Annotated in this window: 12 protein-coding genes, 3 tRNA genes and 1 pseudogene; 14 read left to right on the top strand and 2 right to left on the bottom strand. The window is 52.7% G+C overall.

All coding sequences use genetic code 11. From position 1 onward, the window contains the following. Positions 1-29: 29 nt before the first annotated feature. The 11 genes and pseudogenes from pheA (at position 30) to QT397_19120 (ending at position 12,489) form a co-directional block, all read left to right on the top strand. Positions 30-1,133 carry a prephenate dehydratase gene (gene pheA / locus QT397_19170; GenBank protein WNZ54975.1) on the top strand — a complete coding sequence of 368 codons (1,104 nt, stop codon included), beginning with the start codon at positions 30-32 and terminating at the stop codon, positions 1,131-1,133. After that, positions 1,133-3,364, top strand: a complete 2,232-nt coding sequence (locus QT397_19165) for a bifunctional prephenate dehydrogenase/3-phosphoshikimate 1-carboxyvinyltransferase (GenBank protein WNZ54974.1) — start codon at positions 1,133-1,135, stop codon at positions 3,362-3,364. Before pheA ends, QT397_19165 begins: the two co-directional genes overlap by 1 nt. 74 nt (positions 3,365-3,438) lie before the next feature. After that, positions 3,439-4,127 (top strand): annotated as a pseudogene (cmk, locus tag QT397_19160) ((d)CMP kinase). Between the two features lie 168 nt (positions 4,128-4,295). After that, positions 4,296-5,975 carry a 30S ribosomal protein S1 gene (gene rpsA / locus QT397_19155; protein ID WNZ54973.1) on the top strand — a complete coding sequence of 560 codons (1,680 nt, stop codon included), beginning with the start codon at positions 4,296-4,298 and terminating at the stop codon, positions 5,973-5,975. A 141-nt stretch (positions 5,976-6,116) separates the two neighbouring features. After that, positions 6,117-6,425: an integration host factor subunit beta gene (gene ihfB / locus QT397_19150; GenBank protein ID WNZ54972.1), complete on the top strand. Its 309-nt coding sequence runs from the start codon at positions 6,117-6,119 to the stop codon at positions 6,423-6,425. A 92-nt stretch (positions 6,426-6,517) separates the two neighbouring features. After that, positions 6,518-6,826, top strand: coding sequence for a lipopolysaccharide assembly protein LapA domain-containing protein (locus QT397_19145; GenBank protein ID WNZ54971.1), 309 nt, complete (start codon positions 6,518-6,520; stop codon positions 6,824-6,826). A 1-nt stretch (position 6,827) separates the two neighbouring features. Continuing rightward, positions 6,828-8,021, top strand: coding sequence for a lipopolysaccharide assembly protein LapB (gene lapB, locus QT397_19140; GenBank protein ID WNZ54970.1), 1,194 nt, complete (start codon positions 6,828-6,830; stop codon positions 8,019-8,021). 70 nt (positions 8,022-8,091) lie between these two features. Further along, positions 8,092-8,799 carry an orotidine-5'-phosphate decarboxylase gene (gene pyrF / locus QT397_19135; GenBank protein ID WNZ54969.1) on the top strand — a complete coding sequence of 236 codons (708 nt, stop codon included), beginning with the start codon at positions 8,092-8,094 and terminating at the stop codon, positions 8,797-8,799. A gap of 141 nt (positions 8,800-8,940) precedes the next feature. Next, entirely contained in the window at positions 8,941-9,249 is a 309-nt protein-coding gene (locus tag QT397_19130; GenBank protein ID WNZ54968.1) for a ComEA family DNA-binding protein, read from the top strand. Between the two features lie 882 nt (positions 9,250-10,131). Next, positions 10,132-10,482 carry a hypothetical protein gene (locus tag QT397_19125; protein ID WNZ54967.1) on the top strand — a complete coding sequence of 117 codons (351 nt, stop codon included), beginning with the start codon at positions 10,132-10,134 and terminating at the stop codon, positions 10,480-10,482. A 54-nt stretch (positions 10,483-10,536) separates the two neighbouring features. Then, the gene (locus QT397_19120) at positions 10,537-12,489 is read left to right on the top strand and encodes a nucleoside-diphosphate sugar epimerase/dehydratase (protein WNZ54966.1); all 1,953 of its coding nucleotides are present in this window, start codon (positions 10,537-10,539) and stop codon (positions 12,487-12,489) included. Between the two features lie 121 nt (positions 12,490-12,610). On the opposite strand, the gene QT397_19115 is transcribed toward QT397_19120, so the two are convergent. Then, positions 12,611-12,686: transfer RNA gene (locus tag QT397_19115), tRNA-Asn, on the bottom strand. Positions 12,687-12,732: 46 nt separating this feature from the next. After that, positions 12,733-12,808, bottom strand: a tRNA-Asn gene (locus QT397_19110). Between the two features lie 241 nt (positions 12,809-13,049). On the opposite strand from QT397_19110, the gene uvrB reads away from it, so the two are divergent. The 3 genes from uvrB to thrS all read left to right on the top strand — a co-directional run bounded on the left by uvrB (position 13,050) and on the right by thrS (position 17,351). Next, entirely contained in the window at positions 13,050-15,059 is a 2,010-nt protein-coding gene (gene uvrB / locus QT397_19105) for an excinuclease ABC subunit UvrB (GenBank protein WNZ54965.1), read from the top strand. Positions 15,060-15,235: 176 nt separating this feature from the next. Beyond that, positions 15,236-15,312: transfer RNA gene (locus QT397_19100), tRNA-Val, on the top strand. Between the two features lie 110 nt (positions 15,313-15,422). Next, on the top strand, positions 15,423-17,351 hold the full coding sequence (gene thrS / locus QT397_19095) for a threonine--tRNA ligase (GenBank protein WNZ54964.1): 1,929 nt from the start codon (positions 15,423-15,425) through the stop codon (positions 17,349-17,351). Positions 17,352-17,362: the final 11 nt, after the last annotated feature.

The raw sequence follows: 17,362 nt of genomic DNA, 5'->3' as shown, positions 1-17,362 counted from the left end.
GATGATTTCTAGAGAAAGTAGATAAACGAATGGCAGAGGAAACTGTGAGTGGTGACCAGCGACTGCTGGAACTGCGCAATCAGATCGACAGTATTGATGGAGAGATTGCTCGCTTAATTAGTGAGCGGGCTCGCTGCGCCCTGGAGGTTGCAGAGGTTAAGAAAGCTACTGGCGAGGATGCTCTCTATTATCGGCCGGAGCGTGAAGCACAAGTGCTGCGCAAGGCTATGGAGCGCAATAATGGCCCGCTGACTGATGAAGAAATGGCGCGACTGTTTCGCGAAATTATGTCGGCCTGCCTGGCCTTGGAAGAGCCCGTCAAAGTGGCCTACCTGGGCCCTGAGGGTACCTTTACCCAGCAGGCGGCATTAAAGCACTTCGGCAACTCTGCCCAGAGCCGGCCGCTGGCGGCAATTGATGAAGTTTTCCGTGAGGTAGAAGCAGGTGCCGTCAGTTACGGTGTTGTGCCGGTAGAAAACTCTACCGAAGGGGTGATCAATCACACCCTGGACAACTTTATGCACTCCAACCTGAGTATCTGCGGTGAGGTGGAGCTGCGTATCCATCATCACTTGATGATCTCAGATGTAACGCGCCCAGAGTCAATCACTCGTATTTATTCCCATGCGCAGAGTCTGGCGCAGTGCCGCAAATGGCTTGATGCCCATTATCCAAATGTGGAGCGTGTTGCAGTTGCCAGCAATGCGGATGCGGCCAAGCGCGTTAAGGGTGAGTGGAATGCTGCGGCGATAGCTGGCGATATGGCAGCGGAACTCTACGGGCTGAAGGTGCTGTCGGAGAAAATAGAAGATCGCCCGGATAATTCCACCCGCTTCTTGATTATTGGTACCCAGCAAGTGCCTGCGAGTGGGGATGATAAGACCTCATTGATGGTATCAATGCGCAATGAGCCAGGTGCTCTGCACGATCTCCTGGAGCCGTTTCGTCGCTACAGCGTCGATTTGACCCGGGTAGAGACCCGGCCATCGCAGTCTGGCAATTGGACCTATGTGTTCTTTATCGATTTTAGCGGCCACCGCGATACCCAGGGAATTGCCGAGGCGCTAAAAGAGGTTGGAGGCTGTGCCTCAGATCTGAAAGTGCTGGGTTCCTACCCTCGCGGAGTGCTGTGATGGGGCAAGCTCAAATTGGCCGACTGCTGGTTGTTGGGATCGGTTTAATTGGGGGGAGCTTTGCCCTAGCACTGAAAGCTGCCAGGGCTTGCCGAGAGGTTATCGGGGTCGCTCTGGAAGAGAGTGTCTGCGATGAAGCTAGGGCGCTCGGTATTGTTGATCGGGCCAGCACCAGTCTCGAGCTGGTATTGCCGCAGCTGGAGCCGGGCGATTTGGTGTTTGTGGCTGTGCCGACACTGGCGATTGAGTCTGTATTCGCGCAGCTGAAAGAACACCTGCCGGCGGGAGTCGCTGTGACAGATGGTGCCAGCGTAAAAGGTAGCGTGGTGACAGCGGCAGAGAAAGTGTGGGGGAGTGCTCCAGGTTTTCTGGTGCCAGGGCACCCAATCGCTGGTTCTGAAAAAAGTGGTGTTACCGCGGCGAGAGATGACCTCTATAGGGATCACCGCATTATCCTGACGCCGCTTGCGAATACAGGGGCTGCTCATTTGCAGCTTGTGGAGCGAGCATGGCAGGCCGTGGGAGCTGAGCCCCTGACAATGTCAGTGGAGGAGCACGACGAGGTTCTGGCTGCTACGAGCCATCTTCCCCATGTCATCGCTTTTAGCCTTGTGGACACTTTGGCCCACGATGCGGAAAACGAAAATATCTTCCGCTATGCGGCGGGAGGCTTCCGTGACTTTACTCGTATCGCTTCCAGTGATCCGGTGATGTGGCGAGATATTATGCTCGCCAATCGGGATGCCATCTTAAAGGCTATCGACCTATACAGCCTCAACCTTTCTTCCCTGCGCGACGCTATTGCCTCCGGTGATAGCGCAGCCCTGATGGGGGTTTTTACCCGCGCCAAAGCGGCACGGGATCACTTTACCAAAATGTTGGCAAAACAAGCGTATTCGGAACCTATGCAAGAACAAGAGATTACTTTTATCGTGCAGCCGGGCGATGCTGTAAATGGCAAGCTCAGGGTGCCGGGGGACAAATCCATGTCGCACCGCTCAATTATGCTGGGCTCCCTGGCCGAGGGAGTTACAGAAGTTGAGGGCTTTCTGGAGGGTGAGGATGCACTGGCAACCCTGCAGGCTTTCCGCGATATGGGGGTTGTAATTGAGGGGCCGGACAACGGTCGGGTTGTAATTCATGGCGTGGGTCTTAATGGCTTGCAGGCACCACCCGGACCGCTATATCTCGGTAACTCCGGGACCTCCATGCGCCTGTTGGCTGGATTGCTTGCCGGGCAGGATTTCGACGTAACACTCACTGGCGATGAGTCCCTGTCAAAGCGCCCGATGAATCGCGTGGCTAACCCCCTGCGTGAGATGGGTGCAAATATTGAGACTGGCCCGGAAGGTCGTCCGCCGCTTTTGATTAAGGGTAGTAGTGCGTTGAAAGGGATCGATTACCCGCTGCCGATGGCCAGTGCCCAGGTGAAATCAGCGGTATTGCTGGCTGGGCTCTATAGTGAGGGTCAAACGTCTACCGTTGAGCCGGCGCCCACTAGAGATCATACCGAGCGCATGTTGCAGGGCTTTGGTTATAAGGTGGAGCGGGATGGTGCTCAGGCTAAGTTGGTGGGCGGTGGCTCACTGAAATCCTGTCGCATCGATGTGCCTGCCGATATTTCTTCAGCCGCATTCTTTATGGTTGCTGCCGCTATCTCTCCCGGTTCCGATGTTGTGCTGGAGCATGTGGGGATCAATCCCACCCGCGATGGGGTTATCAATATCCTCCGTGCAATGGGCGGCAATGTCGAATTGCTGAATATGCGCGAAGTGGGCGGTGAGCCGGTGGCGGATATTCGTGTTCGCTATGCGCCCTTGAAGGGAATTCGCATCCCTGAGGATCAGGTACCCCTGGCGATTGATGAGTTTCCTGCATTGTTTGTTGCGGCAGCTTGTGCAGAAGGTGAGACCGTCCTGACTGGTGCGGAGGAGTTGCGGGTCAAAGAGAGTGACCGGATTCAGGCGATGGCAAATGGCTTGATTGCACTTGGGGTAAAAGCTGAGCCAACACCGGACGGTATCGTGATCCAGGGCTGCAAAGAGGGTGCGGTATTTTCTGGAGGCACCGTCGATAGCTTGGGGGATCACCGTATTGCTATGGCGTTTGCAGTGTCATCGCTGCGCGCAAAGGATACAATCCGCATCCTTCACTGCGCCAATGTGGCGACCTCATTCCCGAACTTTGCCGAACTGGCAACGGGCGCGGGTCTCAAGTTGCAGTTGGCGTGACACGGACATTCAGGTTTGGGCGGTTGTGATTCGTTTGAGCGCATCCGCCAGAGATGTTGAGTTGTATAGATAATATGAGTGATACAAACGGGTTGCCACCAGTAGTTACCATTGATGGTCCCAGTGGTTCGGGCAAGGGGACCATTGCAAAGCTTTTGGCTGATCGCCTGAAATTTTCCTTGTTGGACTCCGGGGCCCTTTATCGGGCTGCAGCTTTGGCCGCACTTAATAAGGAAGTTGACCTCTCCAATGACAAGTTGCTGACCGAATTGGCGAAAGATCTCGATGTGCGCTTTACCGTGAGTGCCGGTCAGTTGCAGGTGTGGCTGGAAGAGAGTGACGTCACCGCAGATATCCGTATGGAGCGGGTAAGCATGGCCGCTTCCAAGGTCGCGGCAATTCCCGGAGTGCGGGCAGCGCTGCTGCAGCGCCAGCGGGACTTCCGTCAAGCCCCCGGCTTGGTTGCCGATGGTCGGGATATGGGCACTACCGTGTTTCCCGACGCGCCGGTCAAGGTTTACCTAACCGCCAGCGCTGAGGAGCGCGCTAACAGGCGTTTCGCTCAGTTGCAGGAGAAGGGGGTTTCTGTTAGCCTCCGCGACCTGCTGGAGGACATCCGTGCCCGAGATGCACAGGATATGAACAGAAAAGCCTCCCCCTGGCTCCCGCTGAGGATGCGGTTGAGCTGGATAGTACGGGGGTGGGTATCGATGAAGTCCTCCGAAAAGTGCTCGATTTGGTTCAGGACCGTATTTCACCCTGAAGTTCGGGCGGTAAATAGTTTTCTAACGACAGCGGCCGGGATCAGCCAGAATCGCCCGGCCGTTATCGTAATCCGACCCGCGTGCTGGCAGCGCGGTTGGGGTCGCGGCTGGCGGTTGACTAGACTTAACAGTTACCAACGGCTGGACCCAGCACTATAGGTAATGTAATGAGCGAGAGCTTTGCTGATCTATTTGAAGAGAGCCTGAAAAGCGTTGAAATGGCACCGGGCGCAATTGTTACTGGTGTTGTAATCGACGTAGATAAAGACTGGGTTACCGTTCACGCGGGCCTGAAGTCTGAAGGCGTTATCCCTGCTGCACAATTCGCCAACGATAAAGGTGAAGTTGAGCTGCAGGTGGGCGACGAAGTACAGGTTGCCCTGGAAGCTGTAGAAGACGGTTTCGGTGAAACCCGTCTGTCCCGCGAAAAAGCCAAGCGCGCTGAAGCCTGGAAAATCCTCGACGCAGCTCACGCAGCTGACGAAGTGGTTAAAGGTGTTATCAGCGGTAAGGTTAAAGGTGGCTTTACTGTTGATGTTGCCAATATCCGTGCGTTCCTGCCCGGCTCTCTGGTTGACGTTCGTCCGGTTCGCGACACCGCGCACCTGGAAGGTAAAGAGCTCGAGTTCAAAGTTATCAAGCTGGACTCCAAGCGCAACAACGTAGTTGTTTCCCGCCGCGCCGTTATGGAAGCTGCCACCTCCGAAGAGCGTGAAGCTCTGCTGGAAAGCCTGCAGGAAGGCATGAGCGTCAAGGGTATCGTGAAGAACCTGACCGACTACGGTGCTTTCGTAGACCTGGGCGGCATCGACGGCCTGCTGCACATCACCGATATGGCTTGGAAGCGCATCAAGCACCCGAGCGAGATCGTGAACGTTGGCGACGAGATCGAAGTAAAAGTACTGAAGTTCGACCGCGAGCGCAGCCGTGTATCCCTTGGCCTGAAGCAGTTGGGCGAAGATCCTTGGGTATCCATCAAGCAGCGTTACCCAGAGAACAGCCGCGTGAAGGCGGTTGTAACCAACCTGACCGACTACGGCTGCTTTGCCGAGCTGGAAGAAGGTGTGGAAGGTCTGGTACACGTTTCCGAAATGGATTGGACCAACAAGAACATTCACCCGTCCAAAGTTGTCCAGGTTGGCGACGAGGTAGAGGTGATGATCCTGGATATCGACGAAGAGCGTCGTCGTATCTCCCTGGGTATCAAGCAGTGCCAGGAAAATCCGTGGGATGCCTTCGCGCGTAAATTTGCTAAGGGCGACAAGATCTCCGGTAAGATCAAGTCCATCACTGACTTCGGTATCTTCATTGGTCTCGACGGCAGCATCGACGGTCTGGTTCACCTGTCCGACATCTCCTGGAACGAAGCTGGCGAAGAAGCTGTTCGCAAGTTCAAGAAAGGCGACGAAATCGAGACTGTTATCCTGGGCATCGATTCCGAGCGTGAGCGTATCTCCCTGGGCATCAAGCAGTTGGAGTCCGATCCGTTCTCCGACTACGTTACCACCAGCGATCGCGGCAGCATCGTTGTAGGTACTGTTAAGGAAGTTGACGCTAAGCAAGCAGTAATCACCCTGGCGGACGAAGTAGAAGGCGTACTGCGCGCTTCTGAAATCAGTCGCGACAAGGTTGAAGATGCTCGCAACGTTCTGAAAGAAGGCGAAGAAGTAGAAGCTAAGATCACCAGTGTGGATCGCAAGAACCGCGTGATCAGCCTGTCTATCAAAGCCAAAGACCAGGACGACGAGAAGCAAGCTATCAAGGATCACAGCAAGAAGCAGTCTGAACAAGTTCAGCCCGCTACTATCGGTGACCTGATTAAGGCGCAAATGAACAACAAAGACTAATTGTCTTTGAGTGTTCACAGCTCCAAATGGATCATTTGGAGTGACTCGAAAGCCGGACTGGGGTTGCCCAGTCCGGCTTTCTATTAGATGATTGGTGCTCTACTCCAGAATAATCAATGACTTACAAAGGTTGCGGAGCGCATGACCAAGTCCGAACTGATCGAAAGGATTGCGTTGAGGTTGGATCAGCTGCCAGTTAAGGATGTAGAGCTGGCGGTAAAAGTGGTGCTCGACACCATGTCAGATGCCCTGTCTCAGGGTGAGCGTATAGAGATACGCGGCTTTGGTAGCTTTTCTCTTCACTATCGAGCTCCGCGTACGGGCCGGAATCCCAAAACTGGGGACGCGGTTGATCTCGCCGGGAAATATGTCCCGCATTTCAAACCTGGCAAAGAGTTGCGCGACAGAGTGAATCGAAGTATGCACGATGAGGCGAGTATCGAAGTATGATTAGATTCCCTGGCAGCAGTATAAATACTGCCATTAATCGGGGTGAGCTTCGTCGTTAATCGATAAAGTTTTTGTGGAACGTGGAGGTTCCCTTGTCATTTTTGCGTTGGCTGACACGCATCGTCTATGGGGTCGTCGCCCTGCTTTGCATCGCCTTGGGGATTTATTTCGCAGTTGCCAATCCGGAGACTATCAAGCCAAATATTGTGGGCTATCAACTGCCGGCAGGAAGTGTAGGCTTTTGGTTGATTGGTTTCTTGTTGCTGGGGTTGTTGCTGGGTTTTGTCGTTAGCCTACAGCCTGTTTATGCCAAGCGTCGCCAAGTGCGGTCGCTCGAGAAGCAATTGAAGAAAATGGAGCGGGAATTACACACCGCCCACCGCAAGGCTTCTGGAGACTGATTTGCTCGATTTTACCTATTTCTTTTTCCTGCTTGCGGCAATCGCGATCGGCTGGGTGCTGGGGCGAGGCAGCGCCAAAAAGAAAGTGGCGGATTATAGTGAGCAAGAGCATGCGCTGGTGAGGTCTTATGCCCAGGGTTTGAACTATTTATTGAGTGAGCGCCACGACGATACCATCGATAAATTTATTGACTCTTTGGAAGTAAGTCAGGCTACTTTTGACACCCACCTGGCTCTTGGAAGTCTGTTGCGCCGAAGAGGGGAGTACGATCAGGCGATTCGAGTCCATCAAAATTTACTCGGGCGCCCGAGCTTGTCCAGAGTTAGTCAAAACAAAGCTCAACTTGAACTTGCCTGTGACTATATTTCTGCTGGCTGGCTGGATAGAGCTGAACGTCTGCTACAAGAGCTGGTTGAGACTTCTCAGGAGTTAAAGGCTGTTAGCCTTGAGCGTCTGATTGAAGTCTACCGGGATGAAAGGGAATGGGCTAAAGCGATCCATGCTGTAAACCTGTTGCATGGCCGACGGTTCAAGCGCCTCTCGGCTGACTGGGCCCCGGTTCAGGCTCATTTTTGCTGCGAATTGGCAGAGGAGTCAATAGCGGCAAAGGATTACCTAAGTGCGAGGAAGCATATCGATTCTGCCCTGAGTTATGAGCGCAGCTCAGTGCGGGCAAATTTGCTGTGGGGTCGCCTCGAATATCTGCTTGGTAAGCCAAGAGAGGCCATTAAGGTTTTGCAGCGGATCCCCAAGCAGAGCCCGGACTATATTCCTGAAATCCTTGAGTTGTTGATTACTTGTTATGGGGATTTAGGGGATGGCAAGGGGTTGGATCGCTATCTTGAATCCCTTTTGAAAGAGCACCCCTCTAATAGTGTATTGATTGCCCTGACTGAGCGTATTCAGCAGCAGGATAGCGAGGCTGCAGCGGCTGCATTTATGGGGAAGCAGCTGGCGCTGCGCCCGTCTTTGAGGGGGTTGGGACGCTTTCTCGACCTCCATATTGATAGTACAGAGGGTAGGGCGAGAGAGAATCTCTCTCTACTCAAGACATTAATCGACCAGCTTATAGCGAGCCGCCCTCACTACCGGTGTAGCAATTGTGGGTTTTCGGGTAATCAGTTGCACTGGTTGTGTCCGAGCTGCAAGCACTGGGATTCGGTACGCTCCGTTAAGGGGATTGAGGGCGAGTAAAGTAATGACTGTCCTGCTCACCGGGCTGACGGCCTGGTCGGGGCGGCTTTTGAAATGAATGAGGTTTTTCTTGCAGTCTAAAGTTTCTTCTCCGGTTATCGTTGCTCTGGATTACGACAATGCTGAGTCTGCACTGGCAATGGCAGATCAGCTCGATCCGTCGCTGTGTCGGGTCAAAGTTGGTAAGGAGCTGTTTACTGCCGCTGGTCCAGACCTGGTGAAAACGCTGGTTGACCGGGGCTTCCAGGTATTTCTGGACCTTAAATTTCACGATATCCCCAATACTGTTGCAAAGGCCGTTAAAGTTGCTGCGAAATTGGGGGTATGGATGGTTAATGTTCACGCAAGTGGTGGTGAGCGGATGATGTTGGCTGCCGCCGAGGCCCTGCGGGAATTTGGCGAAGGTAAGCCTCTATTAATTGCGGTTACCGTACTTACCAGCACAACTGCAGAGGAGCTGGCTGCGGTTGGCGTGGCTACTCCGCTGGAAAAGCAGGTGTTGCACCTGGCCTCTCAGGCTAAATCCTGCGGTCTCGACGGTGTAGTCTGCTCCGCACGGGAGGCCCAACTACTGCGCAGTGAATGTGGGGCCGATTTCTCCTTGGTGACGCCGGGGATTCGTCCTGCGGGCTCTGATGCTGGGGATCAGCGACGCACTTTGACGCCTGCTGAAGCTTTGGAGCAGGGTTCTGACTATTTGGTTGTGGGTCGTCCCATCACTGCTGCTGCTGAACCCCTGGCGGCCCTAAAGTCAGTACTGGCCGAACTGGCAAATTAGGATGGTTATCTTGCTTCGCAGCTTGTAATGATGTGTAATTAGGCTTGAGCCGACAGAATGTCGCCTGTTGATATCATGGCGTTGCTTGGGGGAAGTAATTGTAGTCCCAAAGTGAAACTCATAATTCACTGGGAGTTAGTCATGAAATTGACCTACCGATTGTTTTCTGTTGTTTTTGCATTAGCTGTTTCGCTCTTTCTAAATCCTTCTGCATATGCAGGGGAGCCAGACAGTGTTGATGCCAAAGAGATTGTGTTGTCAGTCAATGTCAATAGTGCCTCAGCTGTTGAGCTTGCCGAGAAGTTAGATGGTATTGGTGAAGCGCGAGCGCAATTGATTGTCAAATATCGCGAAGAGCATGGTCCGTTCACCTCTGTGGAACAGTTGTTGAATGTCAAAGGGATAGGTGCGGCAACCCTGGATAAAAACAGGGATGTAATTCAGCTCTAGTGAACACTGATCCCGATTGGTGGTTTTTTATAGCCTCCGGTCGGGATCTTGAACTGATGAACAAGAGAGTCGTAATAGATGAGTCGCCTTGGTGTCGTTCAACTGCAATTCTCGGTAAGATGTAACGCTTGGATTGTGTCACTCATCGATTCTCATATTTTATGGTGTTCTGCCTCCCGCTCTGATCTTCCTTTAATTATTGGCGAATGTTCTCTGTTTAGGCGACCTCTAGGGTTTTCCTTTAGGGGATGTAGAAAGTCGTGATTGCTTTTCAGGCAAACATTTGCCGTGTTAAGGGTGACTGGAAAGATTGGCTTGCGTAGAAGTTATGAAGGGTTAATTGCTTGAGTAGTATGGCTTGGGATTGGGTGGTTCCGTTATTGTTGGCTGTGGCAACAAGTTACGGCGCCACCTCAGTGTTTATCGTGCGAATGCGCAATTTTGCACTCGACATTCCAAATAATCGTTCGATGCACTCGGTGCCGGTTCCTCGTACAGGTGGGTGGGCTTTCCTATTCGGCTGCTTGGTCGCAGTAGTTGCTAGCCCGCTTAATTTGTCTCCGTTGGTGTTGGGTGCATTTGCGCTGCTGTTAGCTGTATCCGCACTGGATGACCTGAGGAGTGTGGCTATACACTTTCGTTTTTCAGCTCATCTTCTGGCGGTAGCCTTGCTGTTAATTGCGTTGCCGGAAAGGTTGGATTGGTGGTTTTACCCAATATTCATTTTGGCTGGTGCTTGGGCTATCAATCTCTATAACTTTATGGATGGGATGGATGGCTTGGCGGGGTCAATGACGCTCGTCGGCTTTTCTTCTCTGGGATTGGTTTGCGCTTTAAATGGAGATGTTGAGCTAGCTTGGCTCTGTGCGCTGTTGGCTGTTTGTGCATCTGTTTTTTGGTCTTCAATTGGCCTTCAGCGAAGATTTTTTGGGCGATGCCGGCTCAACAGGTATAGGTTTGGCGGTGGTTGCTGTCAGTTTGTATGGCTGGCAACGGGGAGCGTTTGGGCTTTGGGTGCCGGTGGTTATATTTGCACCTTTTTGGCTGGATGCTACTTACACGCTATTAAAGCGAATGTTGGGCGGTCAGCGTTGGTGGGAGGCTCATCGCGAGCACTTTTATCAAAGATATGCAATTCGGGTTGGAGTAAAAAAAGCGCTCGTAGTGCAGTTGGGTGTGATGGTGCTCTTCTCTTCAGTGGCATTAGCGGTTGCCGTATTTGAGAAGATCTGAGTAGCCTCTACAAGAGGATGGTTTTTTGTTTGTAGGTAGATTTCGGGGAGTCATGTGACAAGGGTTTGGCGAGGCGTAAAGAGAATCCAAAAGCCGGTATTGATGTTGGCATTTGATATGCTGATGTTAAGTTTGGCCTTTCTGCTAGCTATGGCAATCCGGCTCAATGGCGTCGCACAATTTCTTGAGTGGCGAATGTTTGCTTGCTTGGGGTTAACATTAGTTGCTACTAGTTTTATTTTCTTACGGCTCGGTTTGTACCGGACTATTATTCGGTACATGGGTCAAAAAGCTATCATCGCGGTTCTGCAGGGGGTCACTCTTTCTGCCGTGATGTTGGCGCTCTTTTCTTACCTGACTACGGCAGGGGTTCCCCGCTCTGTCCCTGTTATCTACTGGTGCTTTGCATTTATTGCGGTTGGTGGGTCCCGCTGGTTGGTCCGCCTTTACTATCAGACAGCACTTGAGATTCATAAAACCCGGGTGGCCATTTATGGTGCTGGTACTGCGGGCCTGCAAATGTATAAAGCGTTGGTTCACGGGCAGCTATATAAGCCCGTTGCTTTTTTTGATGATAACGCCTCCAAACAAAAGACCTTTATTGATGGGTTGCTCGTGTATAACCCTGCAGACATTCTTGAAGTGGTTGCGGGTAAAGATATAGCAGAAGTTATTTTGGCTATGCCGGGGGTGCCCCGGCGGCGGCGCAGGGAGATAACCAAGGCGCTCAGAGAGCGGGGCCTAGTGGTGAAGGCGATTCCCGGAGTGGAGGAGCTACTCGACGGTGTGGGGCGAGCAGGGGATGTCACACAAACCTATGAAAATATCCTGGGGCGCGCTCCTGTTGAGCCACAAAAGGAGCTCGTTTCTGGCTCTATCAGTGGCAAGGTGGTTTTGGTCACTGGTGCTGGTGGGTCCATCGGGTCAGAATTGTGCAGGCAGATATCGCAATGGAAGCCTGCCAGGCTGGTTGTTGTCGAGTCCTCTGAATATGCCCTCTATCAGATAGAGCGCGAGTTGAGACAGCAGCATCAGGATGACGGGGTCCAGTTTGAAGTAACCGCGCTGCTTGGCGATGTGCGTAACACTGAGCGTATGGCGGAAATTATTCAGGGCTTCTCCGTGCATACAATTTACCATGCGGCCGCATACAAGCATGTGCCCTTAGTTGAGCAGAACGTTGTTATTGGTGCCGACAATAATGTTCTGGGCACCCTCTCTGTGCTTGAGGCTGCGGAGCAGTGTGGGGTTGAGCAGTTTGTGCTTATCTCTACTGATAAGGCTGTCCGGCCAACCAATGTTATGGGGGCCACTAAAAGATTTGCTGAGCTGATTTGCCAGGATTTTGGTCGCCGCTTCAACAAGATGCGTGTGTGCATGGTCAGGTTTGGTAATGTTATCGGCTCTTCCGGCTCGGTAATTCCCTTGTTCACGGATCAGATCAATGCCGGCGGTCCGGTAACTGTGACCCACTCAAAAGTAACCCGTTACTTTATGACGATTCCCGAGGCGGCTCAGCTGGTATTGCAGGCTGGGAGTATGGGGCGCAATGGGGATGTATTTGTTCTCGATATGGGTGAACCGGTTCGTATCTACGATCTGGCTGAGCGCTTGATTCGTTTGATGGGGCACACGGTAAGGGATGAAGAAAACCCTGATGGTGATATTGAGATTCAGCTCACTGGGTTGCGTCCTGGGGAGAAGTTGTACGAAGAATTGTTGTTGGGGGATAACGTGCTGGGCACGGACCACCCAATGATTATGCGCGCCGAAGAGGAGCGTCTCGACAGTGAGGCTTTGCAGCTTCTGGTTTCAGAGCTCAGGGATGCGTGCGGCTCTCATGATTGCGAGCAGGTCCGCAGGATTCTATGTCGGGCAGTAAAAGGCTATTCACCCAAGCAGGGGCTGGTCGATGTTGTCTGGTCGAGGCAGGGGCAGGTGCGTAAGGCGAGTGGAGGGGCGACTGTGGAGAGGTTGCCTTTAGCTGGGGAGGCTGGTTCCCGCTAGTGTATATTTTGGGCGGCTAACTAATACGGTTGGCCGCTATCTCACAATCTCCATATAGATTAAAAATATTTGAGCAGAAAAGAAAAAGCCCGGATAGATGGAATCTATCCGGGCTTTTGTTTGGCTCCGCCTGCTGGGCTCGAACCAGCGACCCAATGATTAACAGTCATTTGCTCTACCAACTGAGCTAAGGCGGAATTTAATCTAATTTATAGAGCGCAAATTAAGCTGCGCTTTGAAATTTGGCTCCGCCTGCTGGGCTCGAACCAGCGACCCAATGATTAACAGTCATTTGCTCTACCAACTGAGCTAAGGCGGAATATCTTTTCGGCTGTGCCGTTGAGATGGCGCGTATATTATAGAGCACTTCCGAACAGGTCAACCCCTTTTTTCATCTTTAACTAATTGATTTGTCAGGAAATTATTTTTTGGGGCCATGCGCAAAATGCTGCAGGTCAGAGTTGGGAAGGGTAGGACGCTATTCTCTTGCAATTGTGGGTCGTATGACGACAGCCTACAATCCTGTGTTGCATGAATGATTAAGCGGTTGGGGGAAGTGTATGGAGTCGCGACCTTTTAAGGTGGAATCCAAGTATCAGCCAGCGGGCGATCAGCCTCTGGCGATAGAGCAGTTGTCAGAAGGAATTGATGATGGCCTCAGCCATCAAACGCTGCTGGGTGTTACCGGTTCGGGTAAGACCTTCACTATGGCGAATATTATTGAGCGCCTGCAGCGGCCGGCCATTGTGATGGCTCACAATAAAACGCTGGCGGCCCAGCTCTACGGTGAGTTTAAAGAGTTTTTCCCGAAGAATGCGGTGGAATATTTTGTTTCTTACTACGACTACTACCAGCCGGAAGCTTACGTTCCCTCTTCGGACACCTTTATCGAAAAGGATGCATCCGTAAACGAGCATATCGAGCAGATGCGCCTATCGGCCACCAAGGCACTTATTGAGCGACGCGATGTGATTGTGGTCGCCACAGTTTCGGCAATTTACGGTTTGGGTGACCCGGACAAATATTTGAAGATGGTGCTGCATCTGGATCGCGGTGATCTCGTTGATCAGCGCACTATCCTCAGGCGTCTGGCAGAACTGCAATACACTCGCAACGATGCAGATTTTCGTCGCGCCACTTACCGGGTGCGCGGCGATATTATCGATATCTACCCGGCAGACTCCGATTTGGAAGCGGTGCGCCTGTCTCTTTTTGATGAAGAGATCGAAGAGATCACCATATTTGACCCGCTCACTGGAGAGCAGCTCAGGAAGGTGCCCCGAGTGACCATCTTCCCCAAGAGCCACTATGTGACGCCGCGAGAGACCATCGTCAGCGCCATCGATGAAATCAAAGATGAGTTACGAGGGCGCCTGGAGCAATTGCGTGGTAACAATAAGCTGGTCGAAGCGCAGCGGCTAGATCAGCGTACCCGCTACGATGTGGAGATGATGCAGGAGCTTGGCTACTGCAATGGCGTAGAGAACTATTCCCGCTACCTCTCCGGTCGCGGTATTGGTCAGCCGCCGCCCACGCTTTTTGATTACCTGCCCAATGATGCACTGTTATTTATCGATGAGAGTCACGTGACAGTGCCGCAAATCGGCGGTATGTATCGTGGAGACCGGTCGCGCAAGGAAACTTTGGTGGAGTATGGCTTTCGTCTGCCATCGGCCCTGGACAATCGTCCTCTCAAGTTTGAAGAGTGGGAGGGGTTGGCACCCCAGACGGTTTTTGTGTCCGCAACCCCAGGGGCCTATGAGCAAGAGAATGCGGGGCAAGTGGTCGAGCAGGTGGTTCGCCCGACAGGGTTGGTGGACCCGGAAGTCGAAGTTCGCCCAGCATTGACCCAGGTAGATGATGCCCTGTCTGAAATTCATCGCTGCGTGGATGCCGATCAGCGAGTACTGATTACCGTATTGACCAAGCGGATGGCGGAAGACCTGACTGAATATCTCTCCGAAAGTGGTGTTCGTGTCCGCTACTTACACTCCGATATTGATACTGTCGAGAGGGTGGAGATTATCCGGGACCTGCGTATTGGCGAGTTTGACGTGCTAGTTGGCATTAACTTGCTGCGAGAAGGCCTGGATATGCCGGAAGTTGCCCTGGTGGCAATTTTCGATGCCGATAAAGAGGGCTTCCTCCGTTCCGATCGTTCGCTGATCCAGACCATTGGGCGGGCTGCGCGAAACCTGGAGGGGAGGGCGATTCTCTACGCGGACAAAGTCACCGGCTCTATGGAGCGCGCTCTCGAAGAGACTCGTCGCCGCCGCGAGAAGCAGCTGGCCTTTAATGAGGAGCACGGCATTACTCCAAAAGGTATCCGCAAGAGTGTGGCGGATATTCTGGAGGGAGCGGTGGCCCCCGGTGTGCCGAAGAAAGGGCGTCGCAAAGTTGCCGAGGGTAAAGGTGAGTACAAGGTGGATGTTGAGGCCCTTACCGATAAGCAGCGCTGGGCCCGAATTGCCGAGCTGGAAGAGCAAATGTACCAACATGCGAAGAACCTGGAATTTGAAGCAGCAGCAAAATTGCGCGATGAGATTACCCACTTAAAAGGTGTGGAATAATCCTTGCTGAAGGGCGGGACTTGGATCTACATTTTGATAGTCCCGCACTGCCTTGTTGGTGCTTGGTCGCTCTTAAAAAATTTCACACAAAAGTTCAGTAAGTTGTTGAAAACACTGAAAAGCGGTGCTAAAGTTCGCGCTCTTCACAGCACAGGGTTCCCCCGCTGTAGAGCTTTAGACCCGTAGCTCAGTTGGTTAGAGCGCTGCCTTGACATGGCAGAGGTCGGCGGTTCAAATCCGCCCGGGTCTACCACCTTTCAAAAGGATGGATTGCCCATCCCGATCAAGAGTTCCATGAATAAATTCATGGATAGTTTCATGCGGTCTTTGGTAGGGATCGCCACTGAGAACAAAGGATAAACAATGCCCGTTGTTACTCTCCCCGATGGTTCCCGTCGAGAATTTTCTGCTCCGGTTTCCGTACACGATGTAGCCGCTGATATCGGCCCTGGTTTGGCAAAAGCCGCACTTGCTGGCGTTGTAGACGGCAAGGAAGTCGATACCAGTTACGTTATTGATACCGACGTAAATCTGGCAATTATTACTGATCGTCAGCCCGAAGGCCTGGAAGTGATCCGTCACTCCACAGCGCACTTGCTGGCACAAGCAGTTAAACAGCTGTACCCGACAGCCCAGGTCACCATTGGCCCGGTTATAGAAAATGGCTTCTATTACGATTTCGCCTACGAGCGCCAGTTTACGCCGGAAGATCTCGAGAAGATCGAAGAGCGTATGGAAGTGCTGGCCAAAGAAGACATTACTGTCAGTCGCCGCCTGATGCCGCGCAAAGAAGCGGTGAAATATTTCCGCGAAATGGGCGAAGAGTACAAGGCTGAGATTATCGACAGCATCCCCAGTGATGAAGATATTTCTCTCTACCGCCAGGGCGACTTTGAAGACTTGTGTCGCGGTCCCCACGTACCTTCCACTGGCAGGTTGAAAGCGTTCAAACTGACCAAAGTGGCGGGTGCCTACTGGCGTGGCGATTCCAACAATGAAATGTTGACCCGTGTTTACGGCACTGCCTGGGCCAACAAAAAAGAATTGAAAGCTTACCTGCGTCGTATCGAAGAGGCAGAAAAGCGCGATCACCGCAAGCTGGCGAAGAAATTTGACCTTTTCCATATCCAGGAAGAGGCCCCCGGCATGGTGTTCTGGCACCCGAACGGCTGGACCATTTACAGCACTATCGAGCAGTACATGCGTCGCCGCCAGCGCGAATTCGGCTACAAAGAAATCAAGACTCCGCAGCTGGTAGATTTCAGTCTGTGGCGTAAGTCCGGTCATGCCGATAAGTTCGGCGATGACATGTTCACTCTGACCAGTGAAGAGCGTCAGTTCGCCATTAAGCCGATGAACTGCCCTTGTCACGTACAGGTATTCAACCAGGGCCTGCGCAGCTACCGCGACCTGCCGTTGCGTCTGGCGGAGTTTGGCTCCTGTCACCGCAGCGAGCCCTCCGGTTCCCTGCACGGCCTGATGCGTGTGCGCGGCTTTGTGCAGGATGATGGCCATATATTCTGTAGCGAAGATCAAATCCAGTCAGAAGTTTCTGACTTTATGGATCTGCTGCACTCCGTTTATAAGGATTTCGGTTTCCAGGATGTTATCTACCGTCTCTCCACTCGCCCGGAGAAGCGCGTAGGTTCCGATGAGAGCTGGGATAAGGCTGAGAAAGCCCTGGCCGACGCACTGGATGCCGCTGGCCTGCCGTGGGAAGAGCTGTCGGGTGAAGGCGCCTTCTACGGACCGAAGATCGAATTCTCTCTGAAAGACTGTCTCGGCCGCGTATGGCAGTGCGGTACTATTCAGGTGGACTTCTCCATGCCGGGCCGCCTGGATGCCCAGTTTGTAGCGGAAGATGGCTCGCGCCAGTCCCCGGTAATGCTGCACCGCGCAGCCCTGGGTTCCTTCGAGCGCTTTATCGGAATCCTGATCGAGCACTACGAAGGCGCGTTCCCCACCTGGCTCGCGCCGCAGCAGGTGGCGATCATGAATATCACCGATCGCCAGGCCGAATATTGTCGCAATTTGCAAGACCGTCTGGGTGAGCTGCAATACCGCGCCACAGCTGACTTGAGAAACGAGAAGATCGGCTTTAAAATCCGCGAGCACACGCTTCAGCGTGTTCCTTATCTATTGGTAATTGGCGATAAGGAAGTAGAAAGTCAGACCGTGGCAGTACGTACCCGTAGCGGTGAAGATCTTGGTACAATGACGTATGAGTCATTCCTCGAGATCCTCGAGCAAGACGTGAATCGTCGCGGTCGTTTGACAGAAGATAATGCATAACAACTTGGCAA

This window comes from Microbulbifer sp. MKSA007 (assembly GCA_032615215.1).
GTDB lineage: Bacteria > Pseudomonadota > Gammaproteobacteria > Pseudomonadales > Cellvibrionaceae > Microbulbifer.
Note: the sequence above shows the minus strand (reverse complement) of the source record. Positions and strands in the feature narration are given on the sequence as shown.

Excerpts from the sequence above, each read along its gene's own strand:
- pheA (WNZ54975.1), top strand. The coding sequence starts at position 30 with ATGGCAGAGGAAACTGTGAGTGGTGACCAGCGACTGCTGGAACTGCGC.
- uvrB (WNZ54965.1), top strand. The coding sequence starts at position 13,050 with ATGGAGTCGCGACCTTTTAAGGTGGAATCCAAGTATCAGCCAGCGGGC.
- ihfB (WNZ54972.1), top strand. The coding sequence starts at position 6,117 with ATGACCAAGTCCGAACTGATCGAAAGGATTGCGTTGAGGTTGGATCAG.
- QT397_19130 (WNZ54968.1), top strand. The coding sequence starts at position 8,941 with ATGAAATTGACCTACCGATTGTTTTCTGTTGTTTTTGCATTAGCTGTT.
- rpsA (WNZ54973.1), top strand. The coding sequence starts at position 4,296 with ATGAGCGAGAGCTTTGCTGATCTATTTGAAGAGAGCCTGAAAAGCGTT.
- thrS (WNZ54964.1), top strand. The coding sequence starts at position 15,423 with ATGCCCGTTGTTACTCTCCCCGATGGTTCCCGTCGAGAATTTTCTGCT.
- QT397_19165 (WNZ54974.1), top strand. The coding sequence starts at position 1,133 with ATGGGGCAAGCTCAAATTGGCCGACTGCTGGTTGTTGGGATCGGTTTA.